The sequence below is a fragment of the Rhodococcus sp. OS5 genome, assembly GCF_056837585.1.
Map to the genome: position 1 here is coordinate 6,302,641 of NZ_CM166368.1, position 12,735 is coordinate 6,315,375.

At 62.6% G+C, this 12,735-nt stretch carries 12 protein-coding genes; 5 read left to right on the top strand and 7 right to left on the bottom strand.

Annotated elements, in window-relative coordinates; all coding sequences use genetic code 11:
• Nucleotides 1–29: 29 nt before the first annotated feature.
• The 4 genes from zigA to ACVZUB_RS29530 all read left to right on the top strand — a co-directional run bounded on the left by zigA (nt 30) and on the right by ACVZUB_RS29530 (nt 4,895).
• Nucleotides 30–1,229 carry a zinc metallochaperone GTPase ZigA gene (zigA, locus tag ACVZUB_RS29515; protein WP_050655935.1) on the top strand — a complete coding sequence of 400 codons (1,200 nt, stop codon included), beginning with the start codon at nt 30–32 and terminating at the stop codon, nt 1,227–1,229.
• Between the two features lie 31 nt (nt 1,230–1,260).
• Nucleotides 1,261–2,175 (top strand): SMP-30/gluconolactonase/LRE family protein, encoded by a 915-nt coding sequence (locus ACVZUB_RS29520; protein ID WP_042924343.1) that lies wholly within the window; start codon nt 1,261–1,263, stop codon nt 2,173–2,175.
• A 151-nt stretch (nt 2,176–2,326) separates the two neighbouring features.
• Nucleotides 2,327–4,144, top strand: a complete 1,818-nt coding sequence (locus tag ACVZUB_RS29525; protein WP_003946057.1) for an ABC transporter substrate-binding protein/permease — start codon at nt 2,327–2,329, stop codon at nt 4,142–4,144.
• 4 nt (nt 4,145–4,148) lie between these two features.
• Nucleotides 4,149–4,895, top strand: a complete 747-nt coding sequence (locus ACVZUB_RS29530; RefSeq protein WP_003946070.1) for an amino acid ABC transporter ATP-binding protein — start codon at nt 4,149–4,151, stop codon at nt 4,893–4,895.
• Here ACVZUB_RS29530 and ACVZUB_RS29535 read toward each other — a convergent pair.
• The 7 genes from ACVZUB_RS29535 to ACVZUB_RS29565 form a co-directional block, all read right to left on the bottom strand.
• Complete coding sequence (locus tag ACVZUB_RS29535) at nt 4,881–6,065, bottom strand: RNA polymerase sigma factor (protein WP_064689018.1); 1,185 nt, start codon at nt 6,063–6,065, stop codon at nt 4,881–4,883. The two genes, ACVZUB_RS29530 and ACVZUB_RS29535, sit on opposite strands and share 15 nt — an antisense overlap.
• Nucleotides 6,066–6,073: 8 nt before the next feature.
• A complete protein-coding gene (locus ACVZUB_RS29540; protein WP_003945999.1) occupies nt 6,074–6,481 on the bottom strand; it encodes a YciI family protein in 408 nt (135 codons plus the stop codon).
• Nucleotides 6,482–6,633: 152 nt separating this feature from the next.
• A complete protein-coding gene (locus ACVZUB_RS29545; RefSeq protein WP_003946002.1) occupies nt 6,634–7,248 on the bottom strand; it encodes a response regulator transcription factor in 615 nt (204 codons plus the stop codon).
• Nucleotides 7,245–8,387, bottom strand: a complete 1,143-nt coding sequence (locus tag ACVZUB_RS29550) for a sensor histidine kinase (RefSeq protein ID WP_482628037.1) — start codon at nt 8,385–8,387, stop codon at nt 7,245–7,247. Before ACVZUB_RS29550 ends, ACVZUB_RS29545 begins: the two co-directional genes overlap by 4 nt.
• Before the next feature lie 21 nt (nt 8,388–8,408).
• Complete coding sequence (locus tag ACVZUB_RS29555) at nt 8,409–9,200, bottom strand: ABC transporter permease (RefSeq protein ID WP_003946064.1); 792 nt, start codon at nt 9,198–9,200, stop codon at nt 8,409–8,411.
• Nucleotides 9,197–10,135 (bottom strand): ABC transporter ATP-binding protein, encoded by a 939-nt coding sequence (locus ACVZUB_RS29560; protein ID WP_003945975.1) that lies wholly within the window; start codon nt 10,133–10,135, stop codon nt 9,197–9,199. Before ACVZUB_RS29560 ends, ACVZUB_RS29555 begins: the two co-directional genes overlap by 4 nt.
• Entirely contained in the window at nt 10,132–10,368 is a 237-nt protein-coding gene (locus tag ACVZUB_RS29565) for a hypothetical protein (protein ID WP_234552183.1), read from the bottom strand. Before ACVZUB_RS29565 ends, ACVZUB_RS29560 begins: the two co-directional genes overlap by 4 nt.
• A 235-nt stretch (nt 10,369–10,603) precedes the next feature.
• Here ACVZUB_RS29565 and ACVZUB_RS29570 point away from each other — a divergent pair, with 235 nt between their 5' ends.
• The gene (locus ACVZUB_RS29570; RefSeq protein ID WP_217018143.1) at nt 10,604–12,685 is read left to right on the top strand and encodes a PhoX family protein; all 2,082 of its coding nucleotides are present in this window, start codon (nt 10,604–10,606) and stop codon (nt 12,683–12,685) included.
• Nucleotides 12,686–12,735: the final 50 nt, after the last annotated feature.

Here is a 12,735-nt window from a genome sequence, read left to right on the forward strand (position 1 = left end):
TTCTCTCATTCGGAAGGACACTGGAAATCATGGTCGACACACGACTTCCGGTCACGGTGCTGTCAGGTTTCCTGGGCGCCGGGAAGACGACACTACTCAACGAGATCCTGCGAAATCGAGAGGGTCGGCGGGTCGCGGTGATCGTCAACGACATGAGCGAAATCAACATCGACAGTGCAGAAGTCGAGCGTGAGATCTCGCTCAGTCGCTCCGAGGAGAAACTGGTCGAGATGACCAACGGCTGCATCTGCTGCACTCTGCGAGAGGATCTTCTTTCCGAGATCAGTGCCTTGGCCGCCGATGGCCGATTCGACTACCTACTCATCGAATCTTCGGGCATCTCCGAACCGCTGCCTGTCGCAGAGACGTTCACATTCATCGATACCGACGGCCACGCCCTCGCCGACGTCGCCCGACTCGACACCATGGTCACCGTCGTCGACGGCCACAGTTTTCTGCGCGACTACACGGCTGGTGGCCGCGTCGAAGCCGATGCCCCGGAAGACGAACGAGACATCGCGGATCTGCTTGTCGATCAGATCGAATTTGCCGACGTCATCCTGGTGAGCAAGGCCGATCTCGTCTCGCACCAGCACCTGGTCGAATTGACCGCAGTCCTGCGCTCTTTGAACGCATCCGCTGCGATAGTTCCGATGACGCTCGGTCGCATCCCACTCGACACGATTCTCGACACCGGTTTGTTCTCACTCGAAAAGGCTGCACAGGCCCCCGGATGGTTACAAGAACTCCAAGGTGAACACATCCCCGAAACCGAAGAGTACGGAATCAGTTCGGTGGTGTACCGCGAGCGCGCACCCTTCCACCCCCAACGGCTGCATGATTTCCTCAGCAGCGAGTGGACCAACGGAAAGTTACTTCGGGCCAAGGGCTACTACTGGAATGCCGGCCGGTTCACCGAGATCGGGAGTATTTCTCAGGCCGGTCATCTCATTCGCCACGGATACGTCGGCCGTTGGTGGAAGTTTCTACCCCGTGACGAGTGGCCGGCCGACGATTACCGTCGTGACGGAATCCTCGACAAGTGGGAAGAACCCGTCGGAGACTGCCGACAAGAACTCGTCTTCATCGGCCAAGCCATCGACCCGTCTCGACTGCACCGAGAACTCGACGCGTGTCTACTCACCACAGCCGAGATCGAACTCGGGCCAGACGTCTGGACCACCTGGAGCGACCCCCTGGGCGTCGGCTATACCGACCAGACCGTTTGATATTGGGCCGGTTTGCCGTAAGTTGTGCGCAATGGGGGTATCACGCAACCGAACTCGGGCGTTGTTGATCGTCGCGGCGATCGCAGCCGGGACCGTGGCCGCGGTGACGCCGGCGGGGGCCACCTGGACAACCGCGCCGATGTGCGGCGAGTGGCGGGTCGAAACCGTAGCGCAAGGGTTGGAACAGCTCGAAAACCTCGAGCCCGATGACAACGGCGGGTTCTACCTCTCCGGCGAGTCGAAGATCTATCACGTCGACGCCGCAGGACAGGTACGAACTGTCCTCGACGACATGGCTGCCCCTGGCGGTTTGCAACTCGACGGTTCGAGGCTGTCCTTCCTCACCAGACAGGACGGCAAGCTGTGGCACCTGGACACCTCGACGGATCAGCTGTCCGCACCCGTCGACTTCGCGGGCAACGGCCTGCTCCGGCTTCCCGACGGCGATCTGCTGACCACGTGGGTCGGAACAGAAGGAGGTCCGCCAAAGGGCGTCTCGCGCTATCTGCACGACTCCGGAGCCGTCGTGCCCAATTGGTCGACAGTGCCGCGTTCGGAGGGACTCGCGCTCAGTCCGGATCATCGAGCCGTGTACACCGATGACCTGTTCACCGGTCAGATCATTCGAGTGCCCTTGGATACCCCTGACGCGTGGACAGTTGTAGCGACGGTCCCGAGCCTGATACCCGGACTCGACGATCTGACCATGTCGCAGGATGGAATGCTCTACGCCGCTGCTCACGTCGAAGGCTCGATCTATCGCGTACACCCTGAAACCGGCACTTCCTGCGTCGTCGCTTCGGGTCTGTCGAATGGGTGGAACGGGCCGAGTTCAGTGCGTATAGGACAGGACGGCGACGGCTGGGCGCTCTACGTCACCGGCTTCGACGGAACGCTGCGTCGCCTGGTACCTCCGTCGGGCGTCGAACTCGCACCCGTCCGCTGACGCCGATCTCTTCGGCACGAGATTCCCCGACCTGGCGATACTTAAAATCACGCTGATTTGAAGGCATGCCCGCAGCGCAACGGCCCCTTGTCCGAAAACTGTCAACAGTTCTACACGGAGAAATGGCTACCCTTAGGTTTACGCTGCACGCATGTTTTCTTCCGTCGCAGCGAAGATCCGCCTGGTGGTGGCACTGCTCCTCACTGCCCTCCTGGCGCTGACTCTGTCATCGTGCTCGAGTGGCTCGGATTCGTCGGCAGCCCCCACAGACCTGTGTGCACCTCCAGGAGTGGGAGCTGCAACCGCGGCGCCCACCAATCTGGACGCGGCAGCGGGTGCGGGCGCCGAAGACCGCTACACCACGGCCACCGTCACCCCGGTCGATCAGATCGACACCTCGAAGCTGAATCTGATCAAACCCGGGGTCATCACGGTCGGCACGCTCGGTGACGCGCCCCCGAGCATCTGCGTCAACTCCGAGAATCAGTACACCGGATACGACAACGAGCTGCTGAAGGCCGTCGCGGACAAGCTGGGCCTGAAGGTCGAGTTCGTCGGCACCGAGTTCGCCGGGCTTCTCGCCCAGGTTGCCGGTCGACGCTTCGACGTCGGCTCGTCGTCCATCACCACCACGGACGACCGTCGCAACACCGTCGGCTTCACCAACGGTTACGACTTCGGATACTTCTCCCTCGTCGTGCCTAACGGCAGCCCGATCACCGGCTTCGGAGACCTGGACGCATCAAAGCGCATCGGCGTCGTACAGGGAACCGTGCAGGACGACTACGTCGTGAACACGCTCAAGCTCGATCCCGTGAAGTTTCCCGACTACGCCACGGCGTACGCGAACCTCAAGTCCGGACAGATCGACGCCTGGGTAGCTCCGTCTCAGCAGGCCGAAGGTGCAATCGCTCCCGGTGATCCGACCTCGATCATCCAGAACACCTTCTCGGTCAACAACTTCGTCGGCTGGGCGGTGAACAAGGAAAACCAGCCGCTGATCGACGCCCTCAACTCCGGCCTCGACGCAGTCATCGACGACGGAACCTGGTCTCAGCTGTACGCCGACTGGGTACCGCGCCAACTCCCTGAAGGCTGGAAGCCCGGATCCAAGGCCGCGGCCACTCCGGAACTGCCCGACTTCGCAGCCATTGCCGCGGAAAACGCAGCGAACGGCGACGGTGGCGATACCGCGTCGTACCAACCGAAGTCGACGCTCGAACAGCTCAAGGACACGTTCTTCGACTGGGATCTGTACAAGAAGGCATTCCCCGATCTCCTCAAGACCGGTCTTCCCAACACCCTGATCCTTGCGCTCGCGTCCGGCATCATCGGCACGATCCTCGGCATGCTGCTCGCTGTCGCCGGTATCTCGCGCACCCGTTGGCTGCGCTGGCCGGCCCGCGTCTACACCGACATCTTCCGTGGCCTACCCGCAGTCGTCATCATCTTGATCATCGGGCTCGGCGTCGGACCGATCGTCAAGGGAATCACCGGTAGCAATCCGTACTGGCTCGGTGTCGCGGCGCTGTCACTGCTCGCGTCGGCATACATCGGTGAGATCTTCAGATCCGGAATCCAGAGCGTCGAGTCCGGGCAGCTCGAGGCTTCACGTGCCCTCGGTTTCAGCTACCGAAAGTCCATGTCGCTGGTCGTCATCCCGCAGGGTGTACGACGCGTTCTGCCGGCGTTGATGAACCAGTTCATCTCGCTGATCAAGGACTCGTCGCTGATCTACTTCCTCGGTCTGCTCGTCACCCAGCGGGAACTCTTTGCCGTCGGACGTGATCTCAACGCCCAGACCGGCAGCCTGTCCCCGCTCGTTGCGGCAGGCTTGTTCTACCTTGCTCTGACCATCCCGCTGACGCACCTCGTCAACTACATCGACAACCGACTCCGGACCGGACGCGCCGACACTTCAGGCACGTTGGATCCGCTCGAGCAGGCCATCGTCGTGGAAAGGGGCTGAGGACATGACCACCAGCTCTGAACTGAAGTCCGTATCGCTCACCGGCAAGGACCTGCATCTGTCCTTCGGTACCAACAAGGTGCTTCGCGGCGTCAACCTGCACGTCGACGCCGGAAACACCGTCACCGTCATCGGGCCCTCCGGTTCGGGCAAGTCGACGCTCCTGCGCGTGCTGAACCGCTTGCACGAGCCCGAGCAGGGTGACGTGCTGCTCGACGGGAAGTCCGTCCTGAAGGACAACCCCGACGAGCTACGCCAGCGGATCGGCATGGTGTTCCAGCACTTCAACCTGTTCCCACACAAGACCGTCGCCGAGAACATCGCACTCGGGCCGAACAAGCTCAAGGGTTTGTCGAAGGAACAAGCTCGGGCGCTCGCGCTCGAGCAGCTGGATCTGGTGGGGCTCAGGGAGAAGGCCGACTCGCGGCCCGGCAACCTTTCGGGTGGTCAGCAGCAGCGCGTCGCCATTGCCCGCGCCCTGGCGATGAAGCCCGAGGTCATGTTCTTCGACGAGGCGACGTCAGCTCTCGACCCCGAACTGGTCAAGGGTGTTCTGGCATTGATGGCCGATCTCGCGAAGTCCGGCATGACTATGGTCGTCGTGACGCACGAAATGGGTTTCGCGCGTTCCGTTTCCGACAAGGTGCTGTTCATGGATCGCGGTGCCGTTGTCGAAACCGGTACTCCGGAACAGCTTTTCGACGATCCCGAAACAGATCGACTGCAAGCGTTCCTCTCACAGGTTCTCTGACTCAGGGGCGCTTGCAGGAGATCGACGGGCGTTGATCCTGGACGCCTGAAGCATCAGATGGTCGCGTTCGGCGAGGTTGGATGCCTTGTGCGCTGCATCGGCATACAACCTCGCCGCCGACTCGAGGTCTCCGTCGCGTTCACGCAGATAGGCCTCGACTGCGGCATGGCGTGGAAGTGAATCGTCCAGCGCTGCAAGAGCTGCCAATCCGGCGCGTGGTCCGTCTGCCTCGCCGACGGCCACCGCTCGGTTGAGCCGGACAATCGGGCTGTCGGTCAAGGCTGCGAGTTCGTCGTACCACTCCACGATCTGCACCCAGTCGGTCTCGTCTGCTGTGAGAGCGTCGGCATGGAGTGCAGCAATGGCGGCCTGGGCCTGGAACTCACCGAGCCGGTCGCGGGCGAGAGCTGACTGGAGGATTGCGACTCCTTCGGCAATCGAATCGGTGTCCCACCGGCTGCGATCCTGCTCGGCTAGCGGAACCAGACGGCCGTCCGCGGCAGTTCGCGCGGCTCGACGAGCGTGATGGAGCAGCATCAGTGCGAGCAACCCTGCGACTTCGGGGTGATCGATCGCGGCCGCCAACTGCCGGGTGAGCCGGATGGCCTCGGCAGCCAGGTCGACGTCGCCGGAGTACCCCTCGTTGAAGACCAGATAGAGGACACGCAGGACGGTGGCGACATCGCCGGGTTGCTCGAACCGGACGCCGGAGACCGTGCGCTTGGCTCGGCTGATGCGCTGAGCCATAGTCGCCTCGGGCACCAGGTAGGCCTGCGCAATCTGGCGGGTGGTCAGCCCGCCGACAGCGCGCAGCGTGAGTGCGACGGCGGACGACGGCGTCAACGACGGGTGCGCGCACAAAAAGTAGAGCTGGAGTGTGTCGTCCACGCCCGGCACCGACCCGCTGACCGGCCGCTCGCCTGGCTGCTCGTCAGCCAGAAACTCCCGCTTACGGCGAGCCGCATCCGACCGGATCCCGTCGAGGAATCGCCGCCAGGCCACCGTGACCAGCCAGCCCTTCGGGTCCCGCGGCGGGTTGTCCGGCCAGACCCTGACCGCCTCGAGCAGAGCGTCCTGCACGGCGTCCTCGGCCGACGCGAAATCTGCTCCGCGGCGGACGAGGATGCCGAGCACGCTCGGAGTCAGACTCCGAAGCAGGGCGTCGTCCATGACAGGTTTCAGTCCGTGATGGTCGGCGGCTCGGTCAGGAACGGGCGCAGTTCGAGCCATTCGTGAATCGGCTTCCCGCCTGCGCCGGGCGCGGCCGAGAGCTCGCCGGCCAATTGGACGGCACGGTCGTAGTTGTCGACGTCGATCACCATCCAGCCGGCAATGAGGTCCTTGGTTTCCGCGAACGGACCGTCGGTGACCGGCGGGCGACCCTCACCGTCGTACCGGACAAAGGTGCCCTCAGGAGCGAGAGCCTGACCGTCGACGAACTCGCCCGCCTTCTCGAGCCGATCCGCGAAGTCCTGCATGTACTTCACGTGGGCAGTGATCTCGTCCGGCGTCCACTGGTCCATCGGCACGTCGTTGACTGCAGCCGGAGCGCCGCGGTAGTGCTTGAGCAGCAAGTACTTGGCCATCGTGAATCTCCTCTGTGTCGGTGCCACCCATTCTGGTCGCACTTCACTACAGGGACGAAGCAAGTCGGGGATTCTCGACATCGCAGGGCCTTCGGCCCTGTGCGCCTTTTTGGTAGTGCCCGCAACCAGAAAGGCGCACGGGGCCGGAGGCCCTAAATCCACCCCTGCCGGCGGGCGATCACCGCTGCTTCGTGCCGGTTGGCAGCACCGAGTTTGGTGACAGCTGACGACAGATAGTTCCGGGTGGTTCCTGCCGAGAGGTGTGCCCGGGAAGCGATCTGCTCGATGGATGCTCCGTCGGCCGCGTACTCGAGTACGTCCGCTTCGCGCGGAGTAAGTGGTGAGTCGCCGGCGCCGATTGCCTCGGCAGCCAACGACGGATCGACGTACCGCCCGCCCGCGTGGACGCTGCGGACCACCTCGGCGAGCGTCGCCGCAGGCGTCGTCTTCGGCAGAAATCCTCGGACGCCTGCTGACAGTGCCTTCTTCAGATACCCGGGACGCCCGTGGCTCGTCACGATGATCGAGACGCACCCCGAGACCGTCTGCGCAATCTGTTGCGCCGTCTCGATGCCGTCGATACCTGCCATTTGAAGGTCGAGCACGGCTACATCAGGTTGATGTTTTGCAGCAGCGACCACGGCATCCTCGCCGGATTCGGCTTCCGCGACGACAACGATGTCGTCCTCGAGCGACAACATCATGGCCAGAGCCGAGCGAATCAGGTTCTCGTCGTCGGCCAGCAAAACCTTGATCGGCTCGGTCACCGAGACTCCTTCGTTCGGGACGGAAATTGGGCGGTGAGGGTGAAGCGATCTTCGTCCTGCACGGTTTCGACAATTCCTCCGACGGCGCCGACGCGCTCGCGCAATCCGTTCAGGCCGGTTCCGTTGTTCGGCTCTGCGATCCGTGCGCCGTCGTTGGCGATCACGACGCCGTCCGCGAACACTTCGATGCTGCAATTCTCGGCACTGGAGTGCCGGAGAATGTTGGTGACGCCTTCACGGACGACCCAGGCGGCAGCTTCGGCCAGTTCCACCGGCAGCTGATCTGCCGATCCACGTATCGCGGTGGAGATTCCGGCGGCCTCGAGCAGAGACTGCGCACCGGCCAGCTCGGACGCCAAGGCGATGGACCGGTATCCCCGAACCAACTCGCGCGCTTCGTCGAGTGAATCTTGCGCAAGTTCGCGTACTTCGTCCATCTGCGCGGCGGCACGATCGTCGCCGCGTCGTGAAAGAGTAGCTGCAAGTTCACTTTTCACCGCAATTGCAGACAGTGCCCGCCCGACGACGTCATGGAGGTCGCGTGAAAATCGCAACCGTTCCTCGGCGACGGACAGAGCGGCAGCGGCTCCGCGTGCCTCGTCCAATTCGGTGACCATCCGCAGCAGCCACACCGACATGTAGACGGTCAGCCCCATGAAGGCGGCGACGATTCCGACGGACACGCCGCTTTCCGGACCCGCAAGCAGTCCCAGTACAACCCCGGCGGCCACCGAGCCCATGATCAGCCAGCGCAACGACGTCAACCCCGCAAGGGGCACGACAAGGATTGCCGCCAGCCAGAAGTACGGGCCGTTCTCGCCATTGCTTCCCAAGGCAATTCCCGCCGAGCAGAACGCCGACAACGTCATCACGGCAAGAGGAATCTGGACGGGCTTGGCCACGACTCCGCCCAGATCAGGCATCCGAGACACGGCGATGACGCACGCAACGGCACTGATTCCGAGGAAGACACCCGACAGGTACCGAACCGCAACTATCTCGGTGACCGCACCGAAGCCACCGAAAACCACTGCGACCATGATGAACGATTGCCGCGTGTAGAGGCGAACCTTGTCGACGTTCGACGCGGTTCGCCACGTCCGTCTCGGATTCCAGCGTCCGAAGTTCTGCGCGATCATGCCCACTACCTTCTCAGAGTTCTACGAACGCGGTTCCCAGCGGAAGTGGACGTTCGCGATCAGAACCGAACCGACGATCCACGCCAGCATGACCAACAGCGGTTGCGCAGCCGAACCGAAGGTGTCGACAAATCCCGCTGCCGCACCGGGCGCATCGCCCAGATCAGCCAGTTCGCCAGTGGTCCGCCCCAGCCATCCGAGATTGAGAAGGTCCACTACTGCGGCCAGCGGAGTGAAATCGAGAATGCGAGCAACGTTGTCCGGCACGACATTCCTGATCGAGGACATACCTGCCGTCGCCAGAATCAGAATCGGCATGCAGGTGATCTGCGCCGCCTCTGCATTTCGCGTGACAGCCGAAGTGATCAACGCCAGCGCCGTGAAGAGCGCGGCGCCGCCGATCACCGCGACCAGCACCAGGACCGGATTGACCGGAGCACTACCGCCCAGAACCATCACGGCGATTCCGATCACCACCGTCAACAGGCCGGTGAGAACCCACGACGGCACTGCCGGGCCCGCGAGGATCTCGGCGTCGCTGCATTCCCCTGTCCGTAGTCGCTTGAGAACCAACTCGTCACGACGCGTCGCGTACACCGACAGGAGGTTGTAGAAGACTACGAACACGAGCAGGAAGAGTGCAAACACCTCGAGGCCTGCCGACACCGACTTGTCGGACAACCCGCCATCGCGCGACAGGTACAGCATCCCCACGGGAAAGATCAACGGGAGGACGATTGCGTTGAAGAGCAACAGTCGATTTCGTCCCAGGAGCGTGAACTCCGAACGAGACAGGGTTGCTATGCGGTTCATGCCGACGCTCCTTCGAGAGTTGCGTGATGATCGAATTGGTCTGCAATGGAGAGGAATACGGTCTCCAGGGATGCCGCGCGGGCATCCAGGCCGGTCAGCAGGATGTTGTTGTGCTGTGCCCACAGCAGCAGTTCCGTCAGCGTCTCCTGCACTGTGCGAGTGGTGATCACCACCAGATCGTTTTCGACGCGTACCTCGGCGCCGGCCAGCGCTGGGAGCGGAAGACCTGGGCGGTGCAGTTTGATCTGGGCAGGATGATCCGCGACGACGTCCGCCACGGTTCCGCTGCGCACCACCGATCCTCGGTGCATGATCGCCAACTGGTCGCACAGGGACTCGGCTTCGTCCAGGTAGTGCGTCGTCAACATGATGGTGACGCCCGACGCTTTCAAGTCAGCAATCAATTGCCAAGTGTTACGCCGACTTTCGGGGTCCAATCCAGTAGTCGGTTCGTCGAGGAACAGTACGAGTGGCCGGCCGATGATCGCGCACGCCAGATCCAGTCGCCGGGCCTCACCTCCCGAGAGGAACTTCACGCGGGTATCACCACGGTCACGCATGTCCACGCGCTCGAGCACCTCGTCCACGGGCAGCGGATTCGAGCAGGTTCCGGCCCACATCGCCAAACTCTCACGAGCAGTCAGGTCTTGGGGCAAGCCACCCTTCTGGAGCATGATGCCAAGCGACGGGCGAATCTGCTTGCGGTTGCGCACCGGATCCATGCCCAGAACGCGCACCGTTCCGGCACTGGCTCGTGAAAGACCCTGAATCACTTCGAGAGTGGACGTCTTGCCGGCACCATTGGTCCCGAGGAGGCCGAACAGCTCGCCTTCCTGAACACTCAGATCCAGATTGCGAACAGCATCGAACGCCTCCTTACCGGAGCCGTAACGCCGCGACATTCCGACTACGTCGATCACGGGATCGCCCTTCATCGCTGCGCCTCCGCTCGGTTCCAGCCGCGCAGTCCGATCGCGAATCGAATACCCGCATAGACAGCGAGAGCGGCAACAAGAATCCAGAACACGGGATTGGAGCCGATGATCGCGAACAGCACTCCGATGATCGCGATATTCACGACGATCACAACAAGTTCGCGGCCCATCGTGGGTGCGGGTCCGATGTCCATCAGGTCCGTCAGGAGGCTTCCCTCATGTGGTTCTCTCATGCATCCAAGCTTCGCGGGAAGTCAGAGCCGAAAACAGTGCACTGCGTCATCACCTGCGGTGACACCGTCCACGGATCAGCGATGACAAATGTCATGCGACGTCCCCGCGGGGACGCGTCGTAAACCGCGGGTAAGGGTCACCTCGTTGTTTTGCCGTTCATTTTTACGTTCCTTTACCCTTGCTTAGAGCTTCTACGGTTCCCGAAGTCCGTACATCGAATCTCGGGAGTTCACGGTGGCTATCAAGCCTTTGGCCTTGTTCGTCAAACACGACGGCGTGTCTGCGCGCGCGTCGATCACCTGCCAGTACAAGTGCGGAAACGCGTGCTCTCACGAGGTCCCCAACACCTCGGGCGGCGAGTACTTCCGCGACATCGCACGCACAGCGCTGAGTCGTCGCGGCTTGCTCCGGGGCAGCGGCATGGCAGTCCTCGCGGTGGGAGCGGGCAGCGCCCTCGTCGCCTGTTCGGACGAATCCGCAAGTGCCGAACCGGGAACCGGATCGACGAGCGGCAGCAGCGGCGGATCGACACCAACGGGGACGAACTTCAGCGCTGTCGCGCCCAACAAGGAAGACAAGGTCACCGTCCCTGACGGATACGATCAAGCCGTCGTGATTCGCTGGGGTGACGCCGTTCTCGCCGGCGCCCCGGCTTTCGACTTCGACAAGCAGACTGCGGCAGCGCAGGAACTGCAGTTCGGATTCAACAACGACTTCGCCGGATTGCTCCCGGTCGACGGGCAGCCCAACACCTACCTACTCGTGGTCAATCACGAATACTCCACCGAGCCGGCGATGTTCCGCGGCTACGATGCGGAGAACCCGACCGAGGAGCAGTTCAAGATCGGCCTGGCCAGCCACGGACTGTCGGTCGTGCAGGTCAAGGGCGAATCCGACAACGGCAAGCTCGTACCGGAGATCGGATCGAACAACCGCCGCATCACCGGAACCACGGAATTTGTCGTGACCGGCCCCGCTGCAGGCAGCGACTTCCTCAAGACGAGTGCCGATCCCACGGGAACCAAAGTGCTCGGCACCCTCAACAATTGCGCCGGCGGCGTCACACCTTGGGGCACAGTGCTTTCCGGCGAAGAGAACTTCAACCAGTACTTCGCGAACGCCGAGGGTGTCACCGATCCCACGGTCGCAGCGCGACTGAAGCGCTACGGTCTTGCCGGTGCCGCTTCCGAGCGCAAGTGGGAACGATTCGACAAGCGGTTCGATCTGGTCGCAGAACCCAACGAGGTCAACCGATTCGGATACGTCGTCGAGATCGATCCCTGGGATCCGTCGTCGACTCCGATCAAGCACACAGCGCTCGGACGTTTCAAGCACGAAGCCGCCACCATTTACATCACGGCGGACGGCACCGTCGTCGCCTACAGCGGCGACGACGAGCGCTTCGACTACATGTACAAGTTCGTCTCCAGCCGAAAGATGCAGGACGGCAAGAGTCAAGCAGCCATGCGCCACAACATGACTCTGCTCGACGCCGGAACACTGTACGTCGCAAAGCTCAGCGGAAACTCCGCCGGCGAGATCGACGGCAGCGGCAAACTTCCGTCGGACGGCAAGTTCGACGGAACCGGCGAGTGGGTAGCCATCCTGCGCACCGGCGAAGACGGCAAGGGCGAATCGCTGGTCGACGGCATGAGTGCCGAAGAGGTCGCCGTCTTCACCCGCCAAGCCGGTGACAAGGTCGGGGCAACGAAGATGGATCGCCCCGAGGACTTCGAGGCAAACCCGAAGAGCGGCAAGGTTTACGTCGCACTGACCAACAACACCAAGCGCGGAGTCGACGGTGGCGCCGCGGCCGACGAGGCGAACCCGAGGAACAACAACAAGAACGGCCAGGTCCTCGAAATCACCGACGACCACGCCGGCACCACCTTCGGCTGGAATCTTCTTCTCGTCTGCGGAGATCCGGCCACAGCCGATACTTACTTCGGCGGGTTCGACAAGAGCAAGGTCAGCCCCATCTCATGCCCGGACAACCTTGCCTTCGACCCGCACGGCAATCTGTGGATCTCCACCGACGGCAACGCACTCAAGTCCAACGACGGGCTGTTCAGCGTTGTCCTCGAAGGCGAAAACCGCGGTGAGACAAAGCAGTTCCTCACCGTTCCCGTCGGCGCCGAAACCTGCGGCCCCATCGTGGACGAGAAGCGCGTCATCGTCTGCGTCCAGCACCCCGGCGAGACCGACGACGCCAGCATCGAAAGCCCCGCATCCCATTGGCCCGACGGTGGTTCCGCCCAGCCTCGCCCGTCGGTAGTTGCAGCCTGGAAGAAGGACGGATCTCGGCTCGGCTCGTAACACACATGAAAACGACGTGGGGCAGATCGCATACTCTGCGATCTGCCCCA

Excerpts from the sequence above, each read along its gene's own strand:
- ACVZUB_RS29565 (WP_234552183.1), bottom strand. The coding sequence starts at position 10,368 with ATGAGAGAACCACATGAGGGAAGCCTCCTGACGGACCTGATGGACATC.
- ACVZUB_RS29555 (WP_003946064.1), bottom strand. The coding sequence starts at position 9,200 with ATGAACCGCATAGCAACCCTGTCTCGTTCGGAGTTCACGCTCCTGGGA.
- ACVZUB_RS29520 (WP_042924343.1), top strand. The coding sequence starts at position 1,261 with ATGGGGGTATCACGCAACCGAACTCGGGCGTTGTTGATCGTCGCGGCG.
- ACVZUB_RS29535 (WP_064689018.1), bottom strand. The coding sequence starts at position 6,065 with ATGGACGACGCCCTGCTTCGGAGTCTGACTCCGAGCGTGCTCGGCATC.
- ACVZUB_RS29540 (WP_003945999.1), bottom strand. The coding sequence starts at position 6,481 with ATGGCCAAGTACTTGCTGCTCAAGCACTACCGCGGCGCTCCGGCTGCA.
- ACVZUB_RS29525 (WP_003946057.1), top strand. The coding sequence starts at position 2,327 with ATGTTTTCTTCCGTCGCAGCGAAGATCCGCCTGGTGGTGGCACTGCTC.
- ACVZUB_RS29560 (WP_003945975.1), bottom strand. The coding sequence starts at position 10,135 with ATGAAGGGCGATCCCGTGATCGACGTAGTCGGAATGTCGCGGCGTTAC.
- ACVZUB_RS29530 (WP_003946070.1), top strand. The coding sequence starts at position 4,149 with ATGACCACCAGCTCTGAACTGAAGTCCGTATCGCTCACCGGCAAGGAC.
- ACVZUB_RS29550 (WP_482628037.1), bottom strand. The coding sequence starts at position 8,387 with ATGATCGCGCAGAACTTCGGACGCTGGAATCCGAGACGGACGTGGCGA.
- zigA (WP_050655935.1), top strand. The coding sequence starts at position 30 with ATGGTCGACACACGACTTCCGGTCACGGTGCTGTCAGGTTTCCTGGGC.